Genomic DNA, 24,213 nt, shown 5'->3' on the forward strand with positions numbered 1-24,213 from the left:
GTTATGAAAAAAATTAAAATAGGTTTGTTGGTATTGTTTCTTGTTGGCGTGGCAGCGCATGGGCAAGCACAAGCGCAATCGGAGCAGGCAAGGTGGGAACAGATTGTGACTTCGGGAGGAAAGAATAAGCTTCCTTTTAAGCAGGAGAGTGCTGCTCCTAAACAAGCATTTTCAACCCCACAAGGGACAATCAAAAATACAGGTACAGGAAAAGTAAATCCTGCCGAAAGCAAAGGCTCAGCAAGTGATTTGGTCTCTAGTCGTGCGGTCTTAGAAAACGCTGCGAAAAAGGCACCTTCGCCCGCAGTGGCACCTAAAATTAGTGACCAAGGCGTAGAACCTAAAAAGTAGCATATTTTCGAAGCTTTTTAGCATTGTGTAAGGTCCTCATCATTTTTGGTGAGGATTTTTTATGAGCGGAGGTCCGGGCCGTAAAAGAAAATAAACCCGTATGAAATAAACTTTGAATTACGCTAAACAAGATTATATTTTTATTGTTTAATAATATATGCGGTTTTCCGTTCATACTAAACTAATTGTCTACTTTTTAATTACTTAATTTATGCGATTTAAGACACTTTTTTTTGGATTATTATTAGTCGGTGGACTCCAAACGAATGCGCAGGATAAAGCGGCAGAAAAGGAACCTGCGGAAACGAAGAAATGGACGATTAAGGGGGAAAATACTTTCTTAATTAATCAAAGTGCCTTTTCTAACTGGTCTGCCGGAGGTATTAACTCATTTGCAGGTAATTTAGGCGTAAACTATGATTTCAACTACAAAAAGGACCGCTGGAGTTGGGATAATAAAGTGATATTGGCGTATGGAAGAACATTTCAAGACGCAACCAAATGGCGTAAGAATGACGACCGATTGATACTAAATAGTTTGTTGGGACTTAAGGCGAGCGAATACTGGTTGTATACGTTCTATATGAACTTTAACACACAATTCACGAACGGATATGATTATAAATCGGATAATACCTTAGGCAATGATGGAAAGGCGATTTCGCGCTTTTTCGCACCAGCTTACCTAACCTTTGGTCCAGGGGTAGCTTATAAGAAATCGGATGATTTTCGCGTAAATATTTCGCCCGTCGCCGCCCGGTTTGTTATGGTGGAGGATAAGATGCTTCGAAGTCGATATGGCGTAGATGAAGATAAATTTGCCCGTGCCGAGTTTGGTGCCTCTTTGGATGCCTATTACAAAGTGAAGCTCATGGAAAATGTATCTTTTGAAAACATATTGAAGCTATACTCTAATTATTTGGATAACCCCAAAAATGTAGATGTCGATTATACTGCTAATCTATTTATGAAAGTGAATAGCTACGTGTCGGTCAATGCGGGTGTACAGCTTATTTATGATGATGATGTTGATGTGCCAAAATCGGATGGCCACATTGGAAAAGGTTTGCAGGTAAGACAGATCTTTGGTGCCGGACTGACATATAAGTTCTAACATATGAAGTGATTTGAAAATGAACGGAACGGTTTGGTGTTACATTCGGACGCTTCAAAGTTGTTTTTTGAAGTTTCACACATAAAGTGTTGTATCATTCGAAATAAGTTCCTTTTCTTTACCGTAGTGTTTCTGGGGGTCACTTTTATATTTTAGATCATATGGAATTAGAGTCTAGTTTTGAAGACACGACTTTCAGCAGAAATTTATTGCTGGAACGTTATTATTTTCTTTTACTGAAAATCAGAAAGAACTGGGATGAATCCGAATACCAAGAGTGGTGCTGGATTGAGCGAACATTGTTTAAAAGCTTGTATATTGATGAAGTATAAAAGAATGCATACATAGTAAAAGTATGCATTCTTTTATTTGTAGAGAAAATGACTAAACAATTGTCTTTTCTACGATGTCAAATGCAATTTCAGCCATTTTATTTCCTTGCTTATCCAACAGTGGGTTTACCTCCACGATTTCTAAGCATAAAACTTTCTCATTGACCAGGAACCCATCTAGTAACTGAATAATTTCTGTAGGCTCAAAACCTTTTGGCACCGGTGTCCCTGTGCCTTCAGAGACTAAATCGCTGTCCATACTATCTACGTCAAAAGATACATAGATGAAATCGCAATCTTTCAACCGGGAAAAACTTTCGTCGATGCATGCTTGGATGCCACGTTGGCGGACTTCATCGACCTTAAAATTTTTTATGCCTAAATCAGCAATCAGGTTATCTTCTGGTATTTCGGTATCGCGGACACCAAAGTATATCAGGTGACCGGGATCAAGCTTTGATTCGCTCTTGCCTAAGGCTTTTAATTTTTCCCAATATTTTTGTGTCTCTGGGTCAACATCATTTATGCGATCCTGGAGGTTGTCTAAACCCAAAACAGCGGCCAAAGGCATACCATGCATATTTCCAGAAGGAGTCGTATAGGGCGAATGTATATCCGCATGCGCATCGATCCAGATAATACCGATTACTTTTTCAGGAAAAGCAGCCGAGATACCGGAAACCGTTCCGATACCGGAGGAGTGATCTCCGGAGAAAACCACGGGGAAACTACCTTTGGAGAGGCTGGTCTCTACAGCAAAGGACAGGTGCTTACACTGTTGATAGATCTCTTTGATATGTTTTGCATAGGGAGAGGGATTATTCTCATATACTGTTTCATTCCGTGTCGGGACATCAACGTGCGGGAACTGTTTAAAAAATAAACTCCCTTTATTAATGGCCGCTATCTCCATGGCATCGATTCCAAGGTCTGCTCCTCGTGTCCCTGCGCCAATATCTGATCTGTTTTTAATGAGTTCGATAGACCTTTTCATAAGATTTTAGAATGTACGTAGTGATTTTTCAATAATCGCCAAGCTTTGCGCAATCTCTTCTTTGGTGATAACCAAAGGTGGCGCCAAGCGAATCTTGTTCCCGTGGGTAGGCTTCGCCAAAAGACCATTTTTCATAAATGTCACACAGATATTCCAAGCCAGATCATCATCTTCTTCGGCGTCAATAACAATGGCTGTTAAAAGACCTTTACCACGCACCGAACGAATCAGTTTACAGCGTGTCGCAATATCTTCGAGTCCTGCACGGAAAAGATCGCCCATCTCTTTAGCATTGTCCGCTAGTTTTTCATCGATCAATGTTTTCATCGCTTCCAAAGCAACGGCGCAACCCAAAGGATTTCCACCATAGGTAGATCCATGTTCTCCCGGACGAATAGTAAGCATTACATCATCGTTGGCTAGAACAACTGAAACAGGCATAACTCCACCAGAGACAGCTTTCCCTAGGATTAATACGTCTGGTTTACTCTCGGAGGCCGTGTCGTTGATTTCGTAAGAAGCTAACATACTCCCGGTACGGCCAATACCCGTCTGGATTTCGTCGGCAATGAATAGGACATTGTATTTGGTGCACAATGCGCGTACTTTACTTAAGTATTCTTCGCTTGGTACAATGATACCTGCCTCACCTTGGATAGGTTCAACAATAAAGCCGGCAATACTACTGTCTGCTGCAAACAATGTTTCCAGTGCTTCAAGGTCGTTGTATGGTACCAGGATAATCCCTTCCAAGAAGGGCCCAAAATTCGTGGTAGCTGTGCTGTCGTTTGAGGCGGAGATAACGGATAGCGTACGACCGTGGAAATTATCTTTGGCAAAAACAATCTTGGCTGTATTGGAGGGAATCCCTTTTACCTCATAACCCCACTTACGACAAAGCTTCATGGCGGTTTCTACGGCTTCCACACCAGAATTCATTACCAGCGCCTTATCAAAACCGAATAGGTCACATAAGAATGCTTCAAGCTCGCCTAGTTTATTATTGTAAAATGCACGAGAAGTCAATGTTAGTTTTTCGGCCTGCTTTTTTAACGCATCGATGATACGAGGATGGCAGTGGCCCTGGTTAACGGCCGAATAGGCCGATAGAAAATCAAAGTATTTTTTGCCTTCCACATCCCATAAATAAACACCCTCGCCACGTTCTAAAACAACGGGAAGGGGATGGTAGTTATGTGCTCCATATTGCGCTTCGCGCGCTATGTATTCTTCGGTGCTGTATGACTTATCTTTTGTGTTCATGTTTTTTAGATCTATGTTTTGTTATACAAAAATAGGTTATTTTATTCTTGGGTCTCTATTTGTGATGAAAATTAACTTTTTTTTAGTTGTTTTGGGTTTAATTTGACTTTTTTACAAATATTAGATGGATACATTAAATAGATTGGACGATTTTGATGTCAGGATTTTGAAAATCCTTGAACGGGATGGACGAATAGCATTTTCTGCGATCGCAACAGAGTTGGAGGTTTCGAATACCATGGTACACCAGCGTGTTACGCGTTTGTTGGACCAAGGGCTACTGCTGGGGGTGCGACCTGTTCTCAATGAGAAGGCTTTAGGCTATGACTGGGGGGCATTTACGGGTATTACTTTAGAAAAGGATGGGGATTCGCAACGGGTCATCGAAGAGCTGAAAAAGATTCCTGAAGTAACAGAATGCTATTTTATTACCGGTAACTATACCTTATATATAAAGCTGGTTGCTAAAAATCATGAACATATGCGCCAGGTCTTGTATGAGAAAATAGATACGATTCCTGGGATTGCGAAAACAGATTCTATTATTGAACTGGGATGCGCTTTCAAAAGAAATATCATTTTGTAGCCGTGTTACATGTAAATTTAAAACCTTCTTAGCAATTTCTTAATGCTATTTTCCTTTTTTTGTAGGATACTATATATACAGGCTATGGATGAGTTGACCTTTGTGTGTACCGCTGCTGCACTTAATCTTGTTCCTTCTTTTGGTAAATTCAACTTGTTTCTTTAATTTGGTTCAATTTGATGCCAATACCTATGCAATTTGATGAAACGCTTCTCGAAAAGATAAAGCATGATGATGAGCATGCTTTTAAGGCGATTTATGATCGGTATTGGTCCTTTATGTTTGCTATAGCTTTGCAGAAGACAGGTAAGACTGTTGTTGCAGAAGAAGTCGTGCAGAATATATTCATCGACCTATGGGAAAACAGACATCGAAAAGAAATCAGTAATCTGCGTTCTTATTTAGGAATGTCTGTACGCTATGCTGTAATTAATTATATTAAAAATCAACTGGTTCAAGAGCGATACAAGCAGCATGAACAACTTCATGGGAACCCTAACCCATCGATTGAAACGACATATAATTTAAAAGAGCTAAATGCCTGTATTGAAGCAGGAATTGCTTCTTTACCACAAAAGACGCAAGATATTTTCAAGTTAAGCCGCTTTGAAAGTCGCACGAATAAAGAGATAGCCCAGGATTTTCAAATAAGTGAAAAAGCGGTCGAATACCATATCACCCAATCGATAAAAACCTTACGTCGGCACCTAAAAGACTATGTGGTGCTTCTTATATATTTTTTCTTAAATTCTTTTTAGGGGTAATAGCTTGTTCGTTTACTTATCTATAGAAACGATACGTAAATGGATACGGAACAATACAAAAAGCTATTAGAAAAATACCTAAATGGACAATGTAGCCCTGAAGAAGAAAAGCTGCTCCAGAACTGGTATGATGGTTTGGATGTCCTCAATGCACAACAACAGGCTTCGCCCGAAGGAACGGAACTGAAAAGAATCGGAACCAATATATGGGAGGTCGTGGCGGACGCCACCTTGCAGCGTAAAAAGAAAAGGTCATTTGCACCCTTTTTCAAAGTGGCAGTGGCAGCATCGTTAGTTTTAGGATTTTCATGGTTTTATTATGAGAAAACCAGTATTATACCTTTGTCTTATCGCATTTCGGTTGGTCAACCCGAGAGTTTAGAAAACAATAGTTTAGAGATTAAGAAACTATTACTGAGTGATGGTACGAAAATTCAATTGTATCCAGGAGCAAGCCTTAGCTTTCCTAAAATATTTGAAGGATCAAAACGAGAAGTATTCCTAAAAGGAAAGGCTTTCTTCGAGGTCGCTAAGAATAAAAAGAAACCTTTTATTGTGCATAACTACCATCACGATATACAAGTGGTTGGCACCAGTTTTATGGTCCAATCAACACCCGATATCGCAGCGAATTTTGTTGAAGTTCGTACCGGGAAGGTAAAGGTCAGTCCACGGAAAAACACGTTGTTTTCTTCTGAAAAACAGCAGAATACTGTTGTTTTGACACCAAACAAACGCTTTGTTTATAATGCGCAATTGTCAGATTTTAAAGAAGCTATTGTTTCATCGCCAAGGCCAATGAACGCGGATATGGAAAGTCATGCGGCACAGTATAGTTTTTCGTTTATGGATACACCGATACAGGATGTCGTGGATGCTTTAGAGGGGATGTATGGCATTCAGATCACATTTACAAATTCAAAAATGAAGGACTGTACCTTCACGGGAAATTTAAATGACGAAGATTTATTTAAGAAACTAAAATTGCTATGTGCCACGTTGGGGGCAAAATATAGCATTCATGATAGTACTATAATTATTGAGGGAGAGGGGTGTTAATCGTGAATTAATTACGTAACCTTAAAACATGTAGCCTATGTAAAATATTCTTACATCCAATTAAAAAAGATGCCGACAGTGTACGAGACTGCCGGCAAAAAATGTCCGAATTAAGCAAAACGAACGAAAACCGAATTTATGAAAAAAAAGCGAATTATTGTCCACTCAAAGACTGTGATGAGAATTTCCGTTGCACAAATTTTACTACTTGCCCTAGGTAATACGGTAGGTATGGCAAGCCCTGCGGTGGGGCAAGCTGTTTTAGATGCTAAAATCAGTGTCTCGGCAGAAAACAATACGATAAAAAATACCCTAAAGAATATTTCCAACCGGTATCAGATTGAGTTTGTTTATAGCCCGACTGCGATTGATGCCAATAGAAAAATAAGTTCTAAACTAGAAAATCAATCTTTAGCATTCTTTTTAAAGAATGCATTAAGACCGTATGGTATAGATTATAAAATTCACGAAAATAAAGTTATTCTTTATGCAAAACCTGCAGGCACGGAGATGGAAGAATCTCGTTTGGAGAAGCAGGTCCGTACAGTTAAAGGAAGAGTCGTTGATGAAACGGGTAAACCGTTAGGCGGGGTAAGTGTTGTCGCTGCGGGGACCACGGCTGGAACCACGTCGGATGCAAGCGGTGGATATGAGCTGCCTATTCCGGATGGAGCAACGTCATTAACGTTTTCTTTCATCGGTTATCTTAAACAAGAAGTTCAGATTGGTAATCAAACCGTGATCAATGTGTCACTTACGGTCGATAACCAAGCATTGAGCGAGGTGGTGGTAGTTGGTTACGGTACGCAGAAGCGGAGCGATGTTACGGGAGCAGTGTCCACAATCAATGTGAATACGGCCAAAGCTATTCCAACAACCAATATCTCAGAGATGATTCGGGGACAAGCAGCTGGGGTCGCTGTATCGTTGGGGTCAGCACGCCCTGGTGGAACATCCAATATTCTGATCCGTGGACAGCGATCTATTACAGGAAGTAATGCACCGCTCGTGGTTTTAGATGGTTTCCCAATAGAGAATATTAATGATGTAAATCCAGATGATATTGCATCGATTGAGATTCTTAAAGACGCATCGTCACAAGCGATTTATGGTGCGCGTGCATCCAATGGTGTAATTTTGATTACTTCCAAGAAGGGTAAAGAAGGTAAAACAGCCATTGCCGCAAGCACCTACCTAACGAGTCAAAAACTAACAAAAAACTTTGATCTGTATTCGCCAGAGGAATTCGCACAATTCCGCCGTGAAGCAAAAAGAACAAGTAATGGTGGTGTGTTTTTACCGAAGGATGCAGATAATTTTGGTGGAGAGAAAGCGCCTGAATATTTGAACTATATAGCCGGTAATTTTGCAGATTGGGAAGATGCGGTGCTAAAAAATGGTCGAATCAGTAATAGTACCTTGAGTATCAATGGTGGTTCTGCACAGACAAAAGTATTTAGTAGTTTAAATTACTTTAATCAGTCGGGACTAATTCCTTCCTCGGGATATAAGCGTGGAAATTTTCGATTAAACCTTAATCATAAGGTAAGCGAAAAAATTAGTATCGAAGCGAACTTGAATGCGGCTTTAGATGAGCAAAAAAAGGAATCTACTGGTTTAGATTTTATCACGATTAATCCATTCACCGGTCCTTACGATATCAATGGCAATTTGGTGAATAACGTGGCGGGCGTAAATGCAAGTAGCAGTACCATCAATCCGTTGTGGAATATACGGGAGTCAAGCAATGACGTAAAGTCTAACTTCTATAATCTGAATCTAGTTGGTAATTACAAGATCCTGGATAATTTGACCTACAAGATCAATGCCTTGTTCAGTAATAAAAACGTAGATGAAGGTTCCTACCGTACGCGTCTTCACCAAGAAGGAATGGGAAGTGTAAATGGAAAGGCAATGGTTTCGGATCTTAAACGTCAAGAATATCTAATTGAGAATATCTTAACCTATAAGCTAAACATTGGTGATATCCATGATATCGATGTGACGGCGGTGCAATCTATCAATCAAATCGATAATTCATTGACAAGCACCCAAGCTAATAATTTCCCGAATGATCTTTTAGGATATAAAGGTATCAGTAGTGCGCTCAACTTTAAAACGCTGCGCAACGACGATCGTCGCCGGTTGTTGTCCTATATGGGACGGGTACGCTACAGTCTCCTGGATAAATATCTAGTTACGGTAACAGCGAGACAGGACGGTGCTTCGGTTTTCTCTGCAAATGATAAGTGGTCTTTCTTCCCTGCAGCCTCATTGGCGTGGAAGATACACCAAGAAGAGTTCTTGAAGCCAGTTTCGGCAATCAATGAATTGAAGGCACGTGTAAGTTATGGTTCTGTAGGGAATCAAGCTTTGAGTCCTTATCAAACGTTGGGATTAGTCAATGTGCACAATTATGTTTTCAATGGAAATATTGTTGGAGGAAGTTTGCCAGGCAGTCAATTACCTAATCCTGGTATTACCTGGGAAACATCCACGACGCTCAACGCGGGGTTGGATTTTGGCTTACTTGAAAATCGTATTACGGGATCGGTCGATTATTATACGACCCGTACGCGAGACCTGTTGTTAACGGTTCCTGTTAACTCCTTAACCGGTTTTACAAGTACGATTGCGAATGGTGGAGAATCTAAAAATAGTGGTATTGAGGCACTCGTGAATTATGCGATCATTCGGAATCAAGATTTTAAATGGTCTATAAATGCGACGTTTGCGAAGAACAAGAATGAAATTGTAAAAACTGGATTGGTTGATGCACAAGGAAGACCGCGTGATGATGAGAACAATAGTCGTTTTATCGGCAGTCCTATTACAGTCATTAATTCATATGCTTTTGATGGTATCTTCCAGACAGATGAAGAAGCGAAATCTTCAGCACAAGCCAACACCCCTAATTTTCAAACGCCGGCTTCTTTGATTGCTGGAGCGATACGTTTAAAGGATATAAATGGTGATGGAATTATTAATGACGATGATAAGGTTCGTTATAAAACTCAACCTGATTGGATCGGTTCTTTTGCTACGACGTTCTCTTATAAAGGGATTGATTTGCTAGCTGACTTCTATTATGTGAAAGGCGCCATGAAACGAAATCCATACTTGAGTGATTTTAACCAAGGCGGAACGTTCCAATCAGTTCGTAACGGTATTAAAGTAGACTATTGGACGCCAGAGCGCCCGTCGAACGAGTATCCACGTCCTAGTTTTGATATGGCACCGGCTAATATTGGAGCTTTAAGTGTGACAGACGCCTCTTACTTTAGGTTACGCACATTTTCGGTTGGATACACCTTACCGAAATCGTTTGTCAGTAAAGCGAATTTAAGCAGTTTACGCTTTTATTTCACAGGAACAAACCTTTGGACAGCGACGAAGTATAAATCGTATAACCCAGAGAATAATCCGAATGAATTCCCGGATGCGAAATCATTCACTTTTGGAATTAATTTAGGTTTATAATAGAATTACAGGTATAACAATAGAAGATATGACTTATCTATATAAAAGAGGAAAAGCCGCTTGGTGTTTAGCATTGATGGCTACACTATCGCTAAGTTCTTGTAAAGACTTTTTAACAGAGAATCCAACGACGCAGTTTAGCGCGGATTTTGTTTACAATACACCGGAAGGATTAGAGGCTGGGGTTGTTGGTTTGTATAATTTACAACGTGCGTTTTTTGATAATAACGATAATAATGGATCGAACAGTTTAATTATAGATGCAAAAGATGATCTGACCGTTCCGCGTGGTGGTGAGATCTCGAACTATGGATTGTTACGACAGGGGATCCATGCGGAAAGCAGTTCCGTGCATTCTTACTGGTGGAACAGCTACTATAAAATTGTAGACCGGGCAAATGCGCTTATTGCGTCTGCTGATAAGTTGGTAGGGATGGACGAAAGTAAACGCAAGTTGGTTTTGGCGGAAGCTAAATTTTTCCGTGCAACAGCCGTGTTTACGCTATTCCGTACGTTTAATAATATTTACGTAACGACCGAACCGACAAGCTTTGAAACGGCCTTCAATACGATCAATGAAAAAACATCAGAGGCAGATATTTACAAACTGGTCAATGAGGATCTGACGTATGCAATTGCCAATTTACCTTGGGCAAGTTATCAAATTGGCCGCGTCAATCAAGCTACGGCACGCCACTTAAAAGCAGAAGTTGCCTTGTGGCAGAAAGATTGGCAGGAAGCGAAGACACAGGCCGAAGAGGTTATTAGTCAGAGTGGAACGTATAGTTTGGTTGCCACGACAGGACAGGTATTTGCCGGCGATTTAAACCATAGAGAATCTTTATGGACCTTACAGTATAAGGAGTCTATTGACGGCAACCCGAATAAGCTGAACTTTAATCTTATGCCAAACTATGCAGAGCTAATTCCTGGATCGAAATATTCTATCGAACAGGGAGGAAGAGGTTTTGGTTGGCTGACCGTTAACAACTACTTACGTGATCTGTTGTTGAAAGATCCAAATGACACACGTATTAAAGGCACATATTATATCAAAGATTACTATTACAACGATCCAGCGACATTACCAGCTGGGCAAACATTGGGTAGTAGGATAGAGCACCCGCAATGGAAGGAGTTTGGCGCGTCGGGTAATGATCGTCACTTGTTCTTTGTACGTTTAACGACGGGCTGTAAGAAATTCTTCCCGACGACTGGGATCCCGGTTAGTGATGCACATACCATGAATCGTATGATGTATCGATTGGCTGAAACGTTATTGTTCGCGGCCGAAGCGAATTTGAATCTTGGAAATATTGGTAGTGCTGCCGATCAGGTAACTGCAAAGACTGCTTTAGGACAAATCAATGCGATTCGTAAGCGTGCGGGCGCCGCTGGTTTGACAACTTTAAGCTTCCAAGATATCTTGGATGAACAGGCACGCGAGCTGGCATTTGAAGGAAAGCGTTGGTATATGCTGAAGCGTACAGGAAAGCTCTATGACTTTGTAAAAGAACATGCGGGGTATGGAAAACCGGGCGATGAGAGTTCGGACACGAACCAGTCGACAGGACATGCCAATACACCGTTGGATCCCTATCCATATCGGAATGATGCACGTCGTATTATTCGCCCGTATATGGTGAATTGGGTGATTCCGAGAGCGCAGATGAATCTCTTAGGACCAGATTACCCACAAAATGATGGATACGCGAGATAAGCCTTCATTGGGATTTTAGTTAGATAAGTTAGCAAGAAACTACGAAGCTCAGTCTTCGTAGTTTTTGTTTTTTATAGCCAGATCAGAAAATTTTGTGTTTTCAATATGACAAAATCATAGGTGACAATAATGGCTTTAGCGGTACATTTACATTCCTAATGGTAAAAGGTTTTACGACAATTGCGTGCGAAAAGAGGAATGGATCCGTGGAGGTAGGCACAGGACGCGTAGTGGAACATATTTAATTGAATAATATGATAAATTTTGAATTTTATAACCCAACTAGAATTGTCTTCGGAGAAGGACAAATTGCCAAATTGAAAGAGTTGGTCCCAGCGGATGCAAAGGTTTTGATGTTGTATGGCGGGGGCAGTATTTTTAAGAATGGTGTCTACGAACAGGTTAAAGAAGCGCTGGATGGCGTTCGGGTGACGGAGTTTGGTGGTGTTGAACCTAATCCGCATTTTGAAACATTGATGAAGGCTGTAGAGCTCATACGTCATGAAGGTTTAGATTTTATTTTAGCGGTAGGGGGAGGCTCCGTTATTGATGGAGCTAAGTTTATTTCGGCGGCTGTTAATTTTGATAATGACCCTAAAGAAATTCTCTACAAGCGGATGTCTATTAAGGAGAATGCTGTTCCTTTTGGCACTGTCCTTACCTTACCAGCAACAGGCAGTGAGATGAATTCGGGATCGGTAGTTACGATTGCTGCTACGCAGGAGAAATTGCCTTTTGGAGGGCCCGCTTTGTTTCCTAAGTTTTCGATCTGTGACCCAACCGTTATTTCGTCTCTTCCCAAAAGACAATTGCAAAATGGAGTCATTGACGCATTTACGCATGTTATGGAACAGTATCTAACCTATCCGGTTGGCGCCTCTTTGCAGGATCGTTTTGCTGAAGGTATTCTACAGACGCTTGTTGAAATAGGCGTAAAGGTGGTCGAAAATCCGAAAGATTATACACTAGCAGCAAACTTTATGTGGTCGTGTACGATGGCTTTGAATGGACTGATACAAAAGGGCGTGCCGACCGATTGGGCAACTCATATGATTGGCCATGAATTAACAGCTTTATATGGTATCGACCATGCGCGGACATTAGCTATAATTGCACCAAACTTGTATACCGTGATGATCGATCATAAAGAAGAAAAGCTGGCACAGTACGGTAGACGTGTTTGGAATATTGAAGGGGTAGATAATAAGCAGGTTGCTGTAGAGGCGATTGCCAAGACGGTCGAGTTTTTTGATCAGATGGGTATGGAAGGAAAACTTTCATCTTATACATCCGATACCGAAGATATTATCGAATTAATAAATGATCGCTTTGAAAAAAGAGGATGGACAAAGCTCGGTGAAAACGGCATTGTAACACCCGATAAAGTTAGAGAAATCGTTCGTTTATCTATTGCATAGTATAAAGCGTACTTGTAGGTTTTGCAACTTTACAAGTACGTTTTTTCTTTTCTAAGCGGATGTACTTTTAAACCTCTTTCATTTCGAAACTGGGATCATATCGCTGTACCCGTTCAATAAAGTCCGGTATATTCGAAATGATTTGATGACTGTGGAAGACCCCATATGCCTGCTGTGGCAGGGTCAACAAGTGACGCGCTAATTCTGTGGTGAAGGCGGCTGTTATTTTCCCTTCATTATAGCCCGTGAAGGTATAGGTCTTCAAGTCGCCTTTTTTATCTTTTGCCTCCACTTTTACGCCAAAAACAGCACTTCCGAACGACCACTTGTCGAATAGGGTGATAGCGAAATCTTGTATTCTTTTATTTTTAAAGAGCTTTGTCAGTCGACATTTTCGAAGGAATGCTGTTATGGATGTAAACCAATTACTGTCGAATGCCATTCGTGTTTGTACTGTCGTATGTGGTAGCGTTTTTCGTAGAACATGCTGGTCGGAGAAATCGAATGTGTAGAATTTTCTTGTACCAAGTAGTTCCGTTCGGATTGGATCGCTAAAACTGTCCATACGCATAGAACCCAGCATATAAGTGTGGTCTATATGATTAAATGTCCATCGATATGCCTGTTCCCCATGTTTTTCTCCTAGTCCGAGTAAGATGGATATCTCTACCATAACGGGGGCTTGTAGCTGACTATAAGCGTGCTGCGCTAATAAGTTTGTCATGCCTGGAGCAAGACCAGCACTCAATACAATGGTGCTTTTGTGCGTACGCGCCTGGGCATCGAGATTTTCTATTAGTTGCAGGCTTGCATATTGAGCAGATATATCTAAATAGTTGATTCCTTTAGTAATACAGGCTTCAACGAATTTTGTATTTGGACTGTCTAAACATACGATGACCAATTGAACTTCATTCAGTATTGGATCATCTTCAAAGTTTGCTAAGTCAAATGCATATGGAATTACCTTAGAGGACAGCTCGTCCGCTAATTTTTCTGCTTTCGAATAGTTTCTTCCTGCTACCAAGATTAAGTTTGGATATGTATGAACTAAATTGGTCGCTATTTGCCGTCCAACAGCGCCGTAACCACCAACAATAAGTATCTTTTTTTTCATGCCAATGTTTATATCCTCAAATGTAGAAGAATACAGACGTTGGTTCGTTATAGGATTCTGGCTATTCGTTATAAAATTTATTGCGTGTTAATGGGCAAGTGATTCTGCCGGAGAGAAATGTTGCAGAATTTGCATTAATTTTTTCCGATACACGGGATTGGTGGGATCATGTTGTTTTGTTGCATTTCTTCGAATCCAAGAATCCAGTTTACCCGATAGGTAGAGCTCCTGAAGGCAAGGGTGGATATAGTGTTTTCGCGTAACCGCTCTTGTGTTGCCAAGATGCTGCGCGACCGTATCAATTGTTTGTAGAAGTTCATCTTTACGCCCATGTTCCGTAGTAGGGATTTCAGATCTCGATAGATATTGCAAGGTTAAGATGCATGCATACCAGGTTCGCATTGTTTTACATGTTACCTCAAGGTTCATAGAATGGCGTAGGTAATTATTGAGGTCTCCCGATTCAAGTGGTGTAATTTCTTTATTCTTATCATAATACTGAAAGAGTCGTTGCCCTGGAATTTCTTTTACCTTAGCAAGTAATGCAACTAATCCTTTTTGCTTTAAGTAACTTTGCTGACGAACGCCCTTTTTACCAATAAAACGAAAGAACATTTTGTCTGTAGATACCTGTTTGACATGCCGATTGCGTAATGTTGTCAGACCATACGACTTATTCTCTTTTTCGTAAATATCATTTCCAACCCTAAAGTAGGTCAGGCTCATAACAGCCAAAGCTACTGCACATACATGATCTTTAGTTAGCTCTTTCTGTTTAAGGTCGCGTACAATCTGTTTTTCCAGTCGAGGTAGATGTTGACCGAAACTATATAGATTATTGAATTTGTCACGGGTTCGCAGCGCTGTCCATAAAGCGTGATATCGATACTGCTTGCGCCCGCGACTATCAATTCCTGTCGCTTGAATGTGTCCATTGGCATAACGACAAATCCAGACCTCTTGCCAAGCGGGAGGAATAACAAGCTTTTGAATCCGGTCTAATGTTTTTGGATTATGAATGATACTTTCTTTGTGGTCAATGTAACAAAACGTATCACCTTTCCGGATCCGCTGATATCCCTTGTCTTGAGATGAAATGTAACGAAGACCTGCTTGATGCATCGCTTCTGTCTCAAGGTCTATTCGTTGAGTCATAATGGATTGCCCTGTCAAATTATGCTTAGAACCAGTTTTTTTCTGAAGCTGGTTTACTTACCTGTTTATCATTTAAATAGAGATCAATGCAAAAAAGAAACCTATATCTAAAATAGTTAAAAACTGTTTAATAGTCAAGCCTATTCTTTCTCGAAAAAGGTAGGTTGATCTAACTTAACGGCAATCCGGTAGGCAGCATTCAACAAGCCGACATGACTGTAGGCCTGTGGGAAATTGCCCCATTGACTACCTGTTTGCTCACAAACATCTTCGCTGAATAAAAGTAAGTGATTTGAATATCCGATGAGGTTATTCAGGGTTTCTTGTGCCTCTTCGATTCGACCAACGCAGGCCAAAGCCTCCACATACCAAAAAGCGCATACCAGAAAGGTAGATTTAGGTTTACCAAAATCATCACGATGCAGGTATCGATAAAATAGACCGTTTTCCCCTTTTAGTTCTTTCTCCATAGCACTTAGATGTAGCTTCGCGCGCTCACTCGCGGGATCAAGATAGTTCATCATAATCAGCTGTAGTGTACTGGCGTCTAGATTCTCTCCACCGGCCGAATTGGTATATACATGTCGCTCTTGGTCGTAACAGTCCTCAATATGCTTCGTGGCCTTGCCAATCATTACGCGCGCCTGATGCGCAATATCTTCCATGCCATACATTTTGGCAATCTTTAACGCGGCAGTGCTTCCGGCCCACTGGAAGAGATTCGAATAGCAATGTCTATTTTCAAACTGTCGAAATTCCCAGATGCCGGCATCATATTCGTCAATAGTGGCTTTAATTTTTTGTAGGATGTAAGAGGTCCATTCCCGTGCGTTAATCTGTAGTTCGTAGTTAAACCGACTATCAGTTAACAAGGGGAGTAAAGCGATTAGTGCTTGTCCGTAGACATCATTTTGGATATGTTCATAGGCTTGATTACCGATACGTACCGGTTTGTTTTGCAAATAACCATCGATATGATCGAGTGTGCTTTCTTGTAGTTTCTGTTGTCCAAAGATGCCATACAATGGCTGCAGTCGGCCCGTATCCATATGGCTGATATTAGCAATATATGCCGCATACTTTTCCATCTCTTCAAACTGTCCAATATGACTTAGCGCGGTCAAAACATAATAGCTATCGCGTAACCAACAGTAACGGTAATCCCAATTGCGGCCCGACCCAGGATATTCGGGTAGACTGGTGGTGCTAGCGGCGATAATAGCCCCTGTATCCTCGTATTGATGCAGCTTAAGCGCTAATGCAGATCGAATAACTTCTTTTTGGTAAAAATTGGGGATAGAGGCACTCTTAATCCACTTTTGCCAATAGGCTTCTGTACGCGATAAAAACTCTTCTGCCGTCCGTTCGATCGGAGCTTCAAAGGCGCTTCCAAATGTCAAAATCAAGTAGATGGGTTTGGAAAGCACATAATGGGTGTTGTTTTCAAAAAAATGACTGACCGGCATAGTCGTGACTAATCGCATTCTGAGATTGTCGTGGTAATATTGTACATGATTGCTCCCGCGTTGTTTTTCAAATTCCTGCTTACCGTATTCATATGTAGGGCGACAGGTGACCTGAATTTTTGGATATCCTTCGATAGGCTCTACTTTCCGGATCAAGATCAATGGCTTGTAATAACGTTCATATTGCTCAAACCGAGGAGCGAAGTCCGTAATCCGGTATCCGCCATCAGTGCTGAAAATTTCGGTACATAGGATATTCGTATTTTCAACATAGAATTGTCTGCTTTGTTTTATTTCTGTACTTGGCTTGATGGAAAATTCACCACCCTTATTTTTATCGAGGAGCGAACCGAAAACAAATGAATCTTCAAACGTCGGCCAACACAACCAATTGATGTCGGAATCCATTCCTATGTGTGCGATATAGGCACAGTTTCCGATTATTCCACTATTATAACGATGTCTTTGACTAGATTCCATAGGCATGCTCTTTTTTTGTTACTGTTACATTTGTTTTGTCTTTTTCTACGAAAATACTCTGTAGCAAGGTCGCCACTTCATGCTGGTTCTCGACGTAAAATTTGGCAACCGATTTTTTGTTGCCTACTTTAATACTGATGGTATTGTTCTTAGGCAGCTCAATGAACATATCTTCATCGGTGGCATCATCGCCTATAGCAAAAATGAAATCCGGTTGAAGGCGACGTACAATAGATAACGCTGCTTTACCTTTGTTTACATCGCGATTTTTGACCTCAATTACTTTATCGCCGCGCAACAGCTGTAAGCCATGGTGGGGGATAAGGTACCGCATACTATCGATCAGTTCCTGCGCACGAAATTGTCCCAATCCTTCTTGTGTTTTTCGGTAATGCCAAGCTAAGGAATACTCTTTCTCTTCAATAAAGGCACCGGCCGTCTTGTTGGCATATTTATGCATTACTTTCTTGATGGATGCCTTCCAGGTATTGGATAAGTCGGACTTACTTTTCCACGCACCATCGGGATATTTTTTCCAGACGCCATGTTCACCAACTAGAATATAGTTTTTGTTTGCAAACCATTTTTCAAGGATTTGATGGGGACGACCACTAATGATCACTATCTGATTGTTTGGTGACGCCTGTATCTTATCCAGTGTATCATATAGCTCATTGGTCGGTGCAGCTTTGTTGACATCATTATTGAAGCCAATGAGTGTACCATCGTAATCGAGAAAGAACAGTCTTTTTTTGGACAGTTGATACAATTTTAAAATGGCATCTTGGGTTTCAGGCCGGATTCGACGTGCAAAATCTTTGCCCTGCTGCATTTTTATTTCTTTTAATTTGGTGAAAAAGAGATCGACCCAATGGTGAATATTAAACTTTTTAACGAGTGCGATGCTGGCTGCCATACGCTCATGTTGCTCTTCTTTGGGCATGGTTAAAGCTTGAGAAAGGGCATCTCGTATCTGATCGATAGAATGGGGGTTGATCTGTATGGCGTCGATAAGCTCTTTGGAAGCTCCGGCCAGCTCACTTAAAATGAGAACACCATCCGTTTGTTCCTTGCACGCGATATATTCCTTGCTAACGAGATTCATTCCATCTCGTACGGAGGTCACCAGGCAAATATCGGCAGCACGGTAGAGCGCAACAAGCTCTTCGACAGGGTATGAGGTATAAAAATACACAATAGGCGTCCAATCATTATTGCCATAGGCTGCATTGATATTGCCAACTTTTCGATCGATTTCATCTTTAAGCCTTTTGTATTGGTCCACGGTGTCTCGCGAAGGTACAACCAGCATATAGAGGACCACTTGACCTTTCCACTCGGGATGGCGAAGCAATAGGTCTTCAAAGGCGGCGATACGTGGTAAGATTCCTTTACTGTAATCAAGTCGGTCTACCGAAACGATGATCTTTCTATTGGAAAAGTGTTCCCTAATTTCTCTCGAACGAGCTTTTATGGCTTTTTTCTTCGAAAGGGCATTGAATTTTTCAAAATCGATGCCCATAGGATAAACCTCCACATATACTGTTCGTCCGGAAACTTGCAAGTTATTATTAAAGATGGATAAGCCAAGGATATGCGTACAGGCATCTAGAAAATGTTGGGTATCATTGAAGGTATGGAAGGCGATGAGATCCGCACCTAAAATACCACGTAAGAGTTCATCTCGCCATGGTATGCTTCTAAAAACTTCATCCGGGGGAAAGGGGATATGTTGAAAATAGCCGATCGCAATATTCTCTTTCTTTTGTCGTATCATATGAGGAAGAAGCATGAGCTGGTAATCGTGAATCCAGACCGTGTCTTCGTTGCTGCAATGTAACTGGACGAGGTCGGCGAATTTTTGGTTTACAGTTTGGTAGCAATGCCAGTTGTCCGTATTGTAATTCGCGTAGGTGGGGCTGTAGTGTGATATGGGCCATAATACCTCATTCGAAAAGCCCTCATAATAGCCAGCAATCTCTTCTTCTGTTAAGAAAATAGGGATAAGGTTTAACGACGATAGTGTTTCTGTTATAAAATCTTTCTCCGCTTGATCCTTTGGAACGATACCGGGCCAACCAATCCATAGGTTATTGTCTTTATTATAAATGGAACCTAACCCCGTTGCAAGCCCACCTTCGCTGGCGCTGATCACTAGTTTTTCATCTTGTCGTTCGATCTTTATGGGGAGTCTATTCGAAATGATTAGTATTTTACCTGCTTGTTTTTTCATGATTTTCATATAGTTACATACGAACAGTTTCGCACCCCAAAAGGTTCATTTTTACCGAAGAAACCCTAAGGCACTCTTTCTTATTTCGAAAACGTAGTTTTTTTGTGTCGTCTCAACGAGTTCATCATCAATATGTAAGCATTTGTCTTTTGTTTTTAAAGTGAGCGCTTCGGCTTGGAATGTTTTCCAAAAGAAATTTGTCGTTTTTCCCTGGAGGAGTCGTTGGATATAGTCAGCGAATTCGGCGCGTTGTGTAGCTTCGATACAGACGATATCCAATAAGCCATCGTCTATTTTCGCATGTGGCCCAAGATGTAGATTTGGCCCAATGTAGGGGGTATTGAGCACTTCAATAGCCAGTGATTTACCACGATAGCAGATTTCGCCATTACGCGTTATCTCATACTTTTGAGTAGGGGCAGATAAGACAACCTGATGTAATGTCTCTAAGGCGAAGATCAACTCATCCTGTGTGGTCTTTAGTTGACTACAGTCTATCTTGTCCATTGTTTTCATGAGTAAGGGAAACAGACCAAAACCGGCTGCTTCTAAGAAGAACTGTAGTTTTCTTTTTACCTTGATAATACCGATATCAAAGGGTTGTATATTCTTTTTTTGCCAGTTTAACAGATAGCTGTTATAATCTCTGTCGGCATGAATGGCTAAGGTCTTTGACAGGTTGTTTGCTGTTCCCATGGGCAAGATTGCCATAGGGATTTGTTTATGCAGTATCGTTCTTTTCGTTAATTCTTTGGCGATACGTCGCACAGTTCCATCACCTCCGGCCACGACAGCAAAAGCTGCCTTTTCAAGTTTTTTCTTCCATCCTTTAGTTTTTTTTACACTAAAGTAGCCCACCTTGTAGGCTTTTTCTTCAATCAATTCAATAAGGTCCGATTTCTTGTGGTCCTCATCTCCAGCCCTTGGGTTGTGTAGTATAATGGCCTTTTCCATAGATATTGTTTTATGAATGAACGTTTATGTAGGCTCAAACGTTCTTAAAATTTGAGAACTTCTTTATGACGATGCTATGAAAATATTAATTACAAATGATGACGGTATCTATAGTCCGGGTATTGCTGCTTTGGCACAGGTTGCCAGAAAATTTGGTGAGGTTCGTGTGGTTGCTCCCGATGTCGAGCAGTCTTCTATGGGGCATGCTGTTACCCATTCGAGGCCATTGAGCTATAAAAAGTCACCGATAGATTTCCCAGATATTGAAGCCCATCGGGTGAATGGTACGCCGGCAGATTGTGTGGCGATGGGTACGCACCTTTGGAAAAATGTGGATGTCGTGCTCTCCGGTATCAACATGGGGCCAAATTTGGGAAATTCGATGTGGCATTCTGGAACATTAGCTGCCGCCAAACAGGCGGTCTTACTGGGAATAAAGGGGATTGCGCTGAGTACCCCGGTAGGGAAGACGGAGCCTGATTTTCAGCAGTTGGAAAATTATGTAGAAAAAACTTTAAAGCTGCTTTTGGCGGATGATGAATTGGCTTTATTCAATGTGAACTTTCCGCCGAATCCGGAAGGTATTTTATGGACGAGACAATCGGTGCGTTTGTATGATGGTATCATTGTACCGGGAACAGATCCATTGGGACGTAAGCATTACTGGTTCACTGTGGCACCTTTGGAACCGGCTGAAGAGGGCACAGATCGATGGGCGGTGGATCATAATAAGGTTTCCATTACGCCCTTGCGGTTGGATTTGACCGATGAGGTCATGCTGCAACGCAAAACAGGTTTGTAGCTTGTAAATAGACTGGGTCGTCTGCTTGATGCCAGACGACCCATGATTTTTTTTATAGCAGAAAAAGTAGTATGCCTATGGCTGTTTAGTGATTTCTAATGGCGTTAATTAGTTCGTTTTTACGCATGCTGTGGCGACCACTAATTCCGATCTTTTTTGCTTGTTCCAGGAGCTCTATTCTGCTGCGTTCGTTTAGGTTGCTGGCAAGCCCGCCACGACGGCTAGCTCCCGGGCTGTTCGCTATTCTAGCAGCCTTCACTTTGCTGGCCCCTTGACGGCGTAAGGCGTCATAGGTGGCGTCGTCTTTGATTTGTTTTCTGTGTTCTTTAGTCATCGTTGTTTTTGTCTAATGGTTTAAATCCTCACCTTGAACCGACCCTATTCGATGGTCAGTCCATCTTTGTTTTATCATGGACAATTTTGTGGTTAATAGGGTTGGTTTTTCTTGGTAATCAGGTGTTTGAACGGTGTTGTTGTGGGGGTAAAAACGGGTGGATGATCCTTTTTCTGATAGAAGTACTGATTTTTTACTTGGAGACAACGCTCTGAAGGGTCAGCTGTTCATTAATACAGAAAGTGTAGCAGAGGAGGAGGGACATTTAAAATGAACAACGATGAAACTATATCGAAGAAAGAAAAGCGAAGAAGTACCTAAGGTAGTTCTCGAGGAGGCCAACGACAAACCAGCGGCACGTGGGATTTGGATAACTATATTTATTGTCATCCTTGTGTTAGGACTGGTGTATTACCTCTTTTTTAAGGATTACTTCATCACCGATTAAATCAATTTTTCAAACGAGACTATACGTCTTTAAAAACAATTACCATGAAAAGAACAGAAAAAAATGACATGCCAAACGGACATTTACATGAGCTGTTTGTCGATGAGCTTAAGGATGCATTGAGTGCGGAGAAACAATTGTTGACAGCGCTTAAGAAAATGCAGCAAGAAGCGACCAATGAAGAACTGAAAGGTGCTTTTGCAGACCATCATGAACAAACGCAAGAGCATATTCACCGATTAAAGCAAGTGTTTGACCACCTGGGGCTGGCGCCTCGGGCTAAGACTTGTAAAGCCATGCAGGGACTACTGGAAGAAGCCGAAGAAATAAGCTTTAACTTTGACGGCGATCCGATAAAGGATGCTGCCTTGATTGCTGCAGCACAGAAAGTGGAACACTACGAAATGGCAACCTATGGTACATTAGTGACCTACGCGAATATGATGGGACATAAACAGTCGGAGGACCTTTTACAGCAGACGCTGGATGAGGAAAAAGAGACGGATAGGTTGTTAACGGATATTGCTGTCAACAAGGCTAATTCAGTTAGTGCGTTCTAGATGTTTCAAACTACTCTTGTACGGAAAAGCTCCTGTGTTTGTTCTAGAACATGTGCGTTTCGTTGCTCGATGACATTAAATCAGGTATTTACATCGGTGAAAGTGGATGTAAATACCTGATATTTATAGCGATGCTATTGCCATCCACCTCCCAGTGCACGATATAAAGAAACGCGCGCCGACAGCTGATCTCTCTTATTTGTTGCGAGTTCCAGTTCACTTTCCAGCAATTGTCCTTGGGCAATAACCACTTCCAGGTAGGTTGCCATACCACTTTGGAACAATAGGTCAGCTTTACTGATGGCCTGCTCTAATTGCTGGGCACGGCGCTCCAATACATCTTGCTGACTGTGCAACTTCTCGATAGATACCAAGGCGTTGGACACTTCGTTTACGGCAACCAAAACCGATTCTCGGAAGCTGATAACCGCTTTTTCACGATCGACCAGCGCCACCTCGTAGTTGGTTTTTATACGCTTGCCCTGCAAGATAGGTTGGGTAATCCCACCGGTAACGGTTCCAAAGAGCGAGGCGGGTAGAGTGAACCAATTACTTAGTTCGAAGCTGTTGACGCCCGCACTAGCACCAATGCGCAATGCCGGATAAAAATCTGCTTTGGCAATACCTACTTCCGCATTTGCATGCGTCAAAGCCAGTTCGGCTTGTTTAACATCCGGTCTGTTGGCAACCAAAGCCGATGGTAGGCCTGTAGATAGGTTCTCTTTGGTGCTTGGCACAGCAAGCCCTACACTGCGTTGGATTGCATTCGGAAAGGAACCTGCCAAAATACTCAAGGCGTTTTCTTGCACGGTAATCTGTTGTTCGAACAGCGGGATCAGCTTTTCTGCATTTAGCTGTTGGGCTTCAGCCTGTGCAATGGCTAAAGCGCTCACCTGTCCCGATTGGAACTGCCATTCGATAAGTTTTCGTGTCTGTAGCGTTAATGCTGCATTTTTCTTCGCCGTATTCAACTGGTAGTCCAACATCAGCAAGTTGTAGTAGCCCTGTGCTACTTCCGCGATTAATGCCGTTTGTACCGCTTTTCTGGCCGCATCGGTTTGCAGGTAATTGGTCTCGGCAACGCGCTTTTGATTCTTGATCTTGCCCCAGATATCGGCCTCCCAGGAGAGGCCTACGTTGAGGGCATATTCCTCGATATGGCTACGTTGGAGCGCCTGGTTGAGATTGGCGCCCAACATGCTGTTTTCAGAAGGACTGTTGCTGCTGGCCTGCACGCCAAGCTGTACCTCCGGCACATTGCCCCATTTGGCTTTCGTCCACTGTAACCGTGCAATTTCCAGGTTTTTAAGCGCGAGTTGTAACTGGTTGTTCTTGGCAACGGCATCGGTAATCAGTGTTTTCAAGGCAGGGTCTACAAAAAAGTCATTCCACGGGAGAGCTGCTAAAAGACGATTGTTGGAAGAATCCGTTAGACTAGAGATTGTATCTGCCGATCGGTACTGCGGTGGCAGCGTCTCTTGGGAGTACGTGATATCCTTCGATATCTTACAAGAAGCGACGACGGCAAGCAACAGTGCACTAGCGGCAAGGCGTTTTACATGAATTGTGTACATAGATATTTC

The 24,213-nt window shown here is 41.8% G+C and carries 21 protein-coding genes; 12 read left to right on the forward strand and 9 right to left on the reverse strand.

Annotation, left to right across the window (positions count from 1 at the left end; genetic code table 11):
- Positions 1-3: 3 nt before the first annotated feature.
- The 3 genes from B9Y69_RS02755 to B9Y69_RS19165 all read left to right on the forward strand — a co-directional run bounded on the left by B9Y69_RS02755 (position 4) and on the right by B9Y69_RS19165 (position 1,797).
- Positions 4-351, forward strand: coding sequence for a hypothetical protein (locus B9Y69_RS02755; RefSeq protein ID WP_085471464.1), 348 nt, complete (start codon positions 4-6; stop codon positions 349-351).
- Positions 352-562: 211 nt separating this feature from the next.
- Positions 563-1,465, forward strand: a complete 903-nt coding sequence (locus B9Y69_RS02760; RefSeq protein WP_085471465.1) for a DUF3078 domain-containing protein — start codon at positions 563-565, stop codon at positions 1,463-1,465.
- Between the two features lie 161 nt (positions 1,466-1,626).
- Positions 1,627-1,797, forward strand: coding sequence for a hypothetical protein (locus tag B9Y69_RS19165; protein WP_159451794.1), 171 nt, complete (start codon positions 1,627-1,629; stop codon positions 1,795-1,797).
- Positions 1,798-1,849: 52 nt separating this feature from the next.
- Here the strand turns inward: B9Y69_RS19165 and B9Y69_RS02765 are convergent, their stop codons facing one another.
- Together B9Y69_RS02765 and rocD are read right to left on the reverse strand one after the other, a co-directional pair.
- The gene (locus B9Y69_RS02765; protein ID WP_085471466.1) at positions 1,850-2,791 is read right to left on the reverse strand and encodes an arginase; all 942 of its coding nucleotides are present in this window, start codon (positions 2,789-2,791) and stop codon (positions 1,850-1,852) included.
- Between the two features lie 6 nt (positions 2,792-2,797).
- Entirely contained in the window at positions 2,798-4,054 is a 1,257-nt protein-coding gene (rocD, locus tag B9Y69_RS02770; RefSeq protein WP_085471467.1) for an ornithine--oxo-acid transaminase, read from the reverse strand.
- A 124-nt stretch (positions 4,055-4,178) separates the two neighbouring features.
- On the opposite strand from rocD, the gene B9Y69_RS02775 reads away from it, so the two are divergent.
- The 6 genes from B9Y69_RS02775 (at position 4,179) to B9Y69_RS02800 (ending at position 13,081) form a co-directional block, all read left to right on the forward strand.
- Entirely contained in the window at positions 4,179-4,640 is a 462-nt protein-coding gene (locus B9Y69_RS02775; protein ID WP_085471468.1) for an Lrp/AsnC family transcriptional regulator, read from the forward strand.
- A gap of 191 nt (positions 4,641-4,831) precedes the next feature.
- A complete protein-coding gene (locus B9Y69_RS02780; RefSeq protein WP_159451795.1) occupies positions 4,832-5,398 on the forward strand; it encodes an RNA polymerase sigma-70 factor in 567 nt (188 codons plus the stop codon).
- Between the two features lie 45 nt (positions 5,399-5,443).
- Entirely contained in the window at positions 5,444-6,463 is a 1,020-nt protein-coding gene (locus tag B9Y69_RS02785) for a FecR family protein (protein WP_085471470.1), read from the forward strand.
- Between the two features lie 177 nt (positions 6,464-6,640).
- Positions 6,641-9,943, forward strand: coding sequence for a TonB-dependent receptor (locus B9Y69_RS02790; RefSeq protein ID WP_234991062.1), 3,303 nt, complete (start codon positions 6,641-6,643; stop codon positions 9,941-9,943).
- Between the two features lie 28 nt (positions 9,944-9,971).
- A complete protein-coding gene (locus B9Y69_RS02795; RefSeq protein ID WP_085471472.1) occupies positions 9,972-11,663 on the forward strand; it encodes a RagB/SusD family nutrient uptake outer membrane protein in 1,692 nt (563 codons plus the stop codon).
- Between the two features lie 254 nt (positions 11,664-11,917).
- Positions 11,918-13,081, forward strand: coding sequence for an iron-containing alcohol dehydrogenase (locus tag B9Y69_RS02800; protein WP_085471473.1), 1,164 nt, complete (start codon positions 11,918-11,920; stop codon positions 13,079-13,081).
- Positions 13,082-13,148: 67 nt separating this feature from the next.
- Here the strand turns inward: B9Y69_RS02800 and B9Y69_RS02805 are convergent, their stop codons facing one another.
- The 5 genes from B9Y69_RS02805 to B9Y69_RS02825 form a co-directional block, all read right to left on the reverse strand.
- On the reverse strand, positions 13,149-14,198 hold the full coding sequence (locus tag B9Y69_RS02805; protein WP_085471474.1) for a saccharopine dehydrogenase family protein: 1,050 nt from the start codon (positions 14,196-14,198) through the stop codon (positions 13,149-13,151).
- An 87-nt stretch (positions 14,199-14,285) separates the two neighbouring features.
- Positions 14,286-15,353: a DNA topoisomerase IB gene (locus B9Y69_RS02810; RefSeq protein WP_085471475.1), complete on the reverse strand. Its 1,068-nt coding sequence runs from the start codon at positions 15,351-15,353 to the stop codon at positions 14,286-14,288.
- 140 nt (positions 15,354-15,493) lie between these two features.
- A complete protein-coding gene (locus B9Y69_RS02815) occupies positions 15,494-17,299 on the reverse strand; it encodes a glycoside hydrolase family 15 protein (protein WP_085471476.1) in 1,806 nt (601 codons plus the stop codon).
- A complete protein-coding gene (locus B9Y69_RS02820) occupies positions 17,289-19,532 on the reverse strand; it encodes a bifunctional alpha,alpha-trehalose-phosphate synthase (UDP-forming)/trehalose-phosphatase (RefSeq protein ID WP_085471978.1) in 2,244 nt (747 codons plus the stop codon). Before B9Y69_RS02820 ends, B9Y69_RS02815 begins: the two co-directional genes overlap by 11 nt.
- Positions 19,533-19,583: 51 nt before the next feature.
- The gene (locus tag B9Y69_RS02825) at positions 19,584-20,486 is read right to left on the reverse strand and encodes a diacylglycerol/lipid kinase family protein (RefSeq protein ID WP_085471477.1); all 903 of its coding nucleotides are present in this window, start codon (positions 20,484-20,486) and stop codon (positions 19,584-19,586) included.
- 76 nt (positions 20,487-20,562) lie between these two features.
- On the opposite strand from B9Y69_RS02825, the gene surE reads away from it, so the two are divergent.
- On the forward strand, positions 20,563-21,288 hold the full coding sequence (surE, locus tag B9Y69_RS02830) for a 5'/3'-nucleotidase SurE (protein WP_085471478.1): 726 nt from the start codon (positions 20,563-20,565) through the stop codon (positions 21,286-21,288).
- A gap of 85 nt (positions 21,289-21,373) precedes the next feature.
- Here the strand turns inward: surE and B9Y69_RS02835 are convergent, their stop codons facing one another.
- Positions 21,374-21,622 carry a DUF7218 family protein gene (locus tag B9Y69_RS02835; RefSeq protein ID WP_085471479.1) on the reverse strand — a complete coding sequence of 83 codons (249 nt, stop codon included), beginning with the start codon at positions 21,620-21,622 and terminating at the stop codon, positions 21,374-21,376.
- A gap of 280 nt (positions 21,623-21,902) precedes the next feature.
- Here B9Y69_RS02835 and B9Y69_RS19170 point away from each other — a divergent pair, with 280 nt between their 5' ends.
- Positions 21,903-22,070, forward strand: coding sequence for a hypothetical protein (locus B9Y69_RS19170; protein WP_159451796.1), 168 nt, complete (start codon positions 21,903-21,905; stop codon positions 22,068-22,070).
- 44 nt (positions 22,071-22,114) lie between these two features.
- Positions 22,115-22,630: a YciE/YciF ferroxidase family protein gene (locus B9Y69_RS02840; RefSeq protein ID WP_085471480.1), complete on the forward strand. Its 516-nt coding sequence runs from the start codon at positions 22,115-22,117 to the stop codon at positions 22,628-22,630.
- Positions 22,631-22,764: 134 nt separating this feature from the next.
- Here the strand turns inward: B9Y69_RS02840 and B9Y69_RS02845 are convergent, their stop codons facing one another.
- On the reverse strand, positions 22,765-24,204 hold the full coding sequence (locus B9Y69_RS02845) for an efflux transporter outer membrane subunit (protein ID WP_085471481.1): 1,440 nt from the start codon (positions 24,202-24,204) through the stop codon (positions 22,765-22,767).
- Positions 24,205-24,213 lie beyond the last annotated feature (9 nt).

The sequence above is a fragment of the Sphingobacterium psychroaquaticum genome, assembly GCF_900177625.1.
Lineage (GTDB): Bacteria > Bacteroidota > Bacteroidia > Sphingobacteriales > Sphingobacteriaceae > Sphingobacterium > Sphingobacterium psychroaquaticum.

What these genes read in the sequence shown, in the direction of transcription:
- B9Y69_RS02755 (WP_085471464.1), top strand. Translation starts at nt 4, where the DNA reads ATGAAAAAAATTAAAATAGGTTTGTTGGTATTGTTTCTTGTTGGCGTG.
- B9Y69_RS02760 (WP_085471465.1), top strand. Translation starts at nt 563, where the DNA reads ATGCGATTTAAGACACTTTTTTTTGGATTATTATTAGTCGGTGGACTC.
- B9Y69_RS19165 (WP_159451794.1), top strand. Translation starts at nt 1,627, where the DNA reads ATGGAATTAGAGTCTAGTTTTGAAGACACGACTTTCAGCAGAAATTTA.
- B9Y69_RS02765 (WP_085471466.1), bottom strand. Translation starts at nt 2,791, where the DNA reads ATGAAAAGGTCTATCGAACTCATTAAAAACAGATCAGATATTGGCGCA.
- rocD (WP_085471467.1), bottom strand. Translation starts at nt 4,054, where the DNA reads ATGAACACAAAAGATAAGTCATACAGCACCGAAGAATACATAGCGCGC.
- B9Y69_RS02775 (WP_085471468.1), top strand. Translation starts at nt 4,179, where the DNA reads ATGGATACATTAAATAGATTGGACGATTTTGATGTCAGGATTTTGAAA.
- B9Y69_RS02780 (WP_159451795.1), top strand. Translation starts at nt 4,832, where the DNA reads ATGCAATTTGATGAAACGCTTCTCGAAAAGATAAAGCATGATGATGAG.
- B9Y69_RS02785 (WP_085471470.1), top strand. Translation starts at nt 5,444, where the DNA reads ATGGATACGGAACAATACAAAAAGCTATTAGAAAAATACCTAAATGGA.
- B9Y69_RS02790 (WP_234991062.1), top strand. Translation starts at nt 6,641, where the DNA reads ATGAGAATTTCCGTTGCACAAATTTTACTACTTGCCCTAGGTAATACG.
- B9Y69_RS02795 (WP_085471472.1), top strand. Translation starts at nt 9,972, where the DNA reads ATGACTTATCTATATAAAAGAGGAAAAGCCGCTTGGTGTTTAGCATTG.
- B9Y69_RS02800 (WP_085471473.1), top strand. Translation starts at nt 11,918, where the DNA reads ATGATAAATTTTGAATTTTATAACCCAACTAGAATTGTCTTCGGAGAA.
- B9Y69_RS02805 (WP_085471474.1), bottom strand. Translation starts at nt 14,198, where the DNA reads ATGAAAAAAAAGATACTTATTGTTGGTGGTTACGGCGCTGTTGGACGG.
- B9Y69_RS02810 (WP_085471475.1), bottom strand. Translation starts at nt 15,353, where the DNA reads ATGACTCAACGAATAGACCTTGAGACAGAAGCGATGCATCAAGCAGGT.
- B9Y69_RS02815 (WP_085471476.1), bottom strand. Translation starts at nt 17,299, where the DNA reads ATGGAATCTAGTCAAAGACATCGTTATAATAGTGGAATAATCGGAAAC.
- B9Y69_RS02820 (WP_085471978.1), bottom strand. Translation starts at nt 19,532, where the DNA reads ATGAAAAAACAAGCAGGTAAAATACTAATCATTTCGAATAGACTCCCC.
- B9Y69_RS02825 (WP_085471477.1), bottom strand. Translation starts at nt 20,486, where the DNA reads ATGGAAAAGGCCATTATACTACACAACCCAAGGGCTGGAGATGAGGAC.
- surE (WP_085471478.1), top strand. Translation starts at nt 20,563, where the DNA reads ATGAAAATATTAATTACAAATGATGACGGTATCTATAGTCCGGGTATT.
- B9Y69_RS02835 (WP_085471479.1), bottom strand. Translation starts at nt 21,622, where the DNA reads ATGACTAAAGAACACAGAAAACAAATCAAAGACGACGCCACCTATGAC.
- B9Y69_RS19170 (WP_159451796.1), top strand. Translation starts at nt 21,903, where the DNA reads ATGAAACTATATCGAAGAAAGAAAAGCGAAGAAGTACCTAAGGTAGTT.
- B9Y69_RS02840 (WP_085471480.1), top strand. Translation starts at nt 22,115, where the DNA reads ATGAAAAGAACAGAAAAAAATGACATGCCAAACGGACATTTACATGAG.
- B9Y69_RS02845 (WP_085471481.1), bottom strand. Translation starts at nt 24,204, where the DNA reads ATGTACACAATTCATGTAAAACGCCTTGCCGCTAGTGCACTGTTGCTT.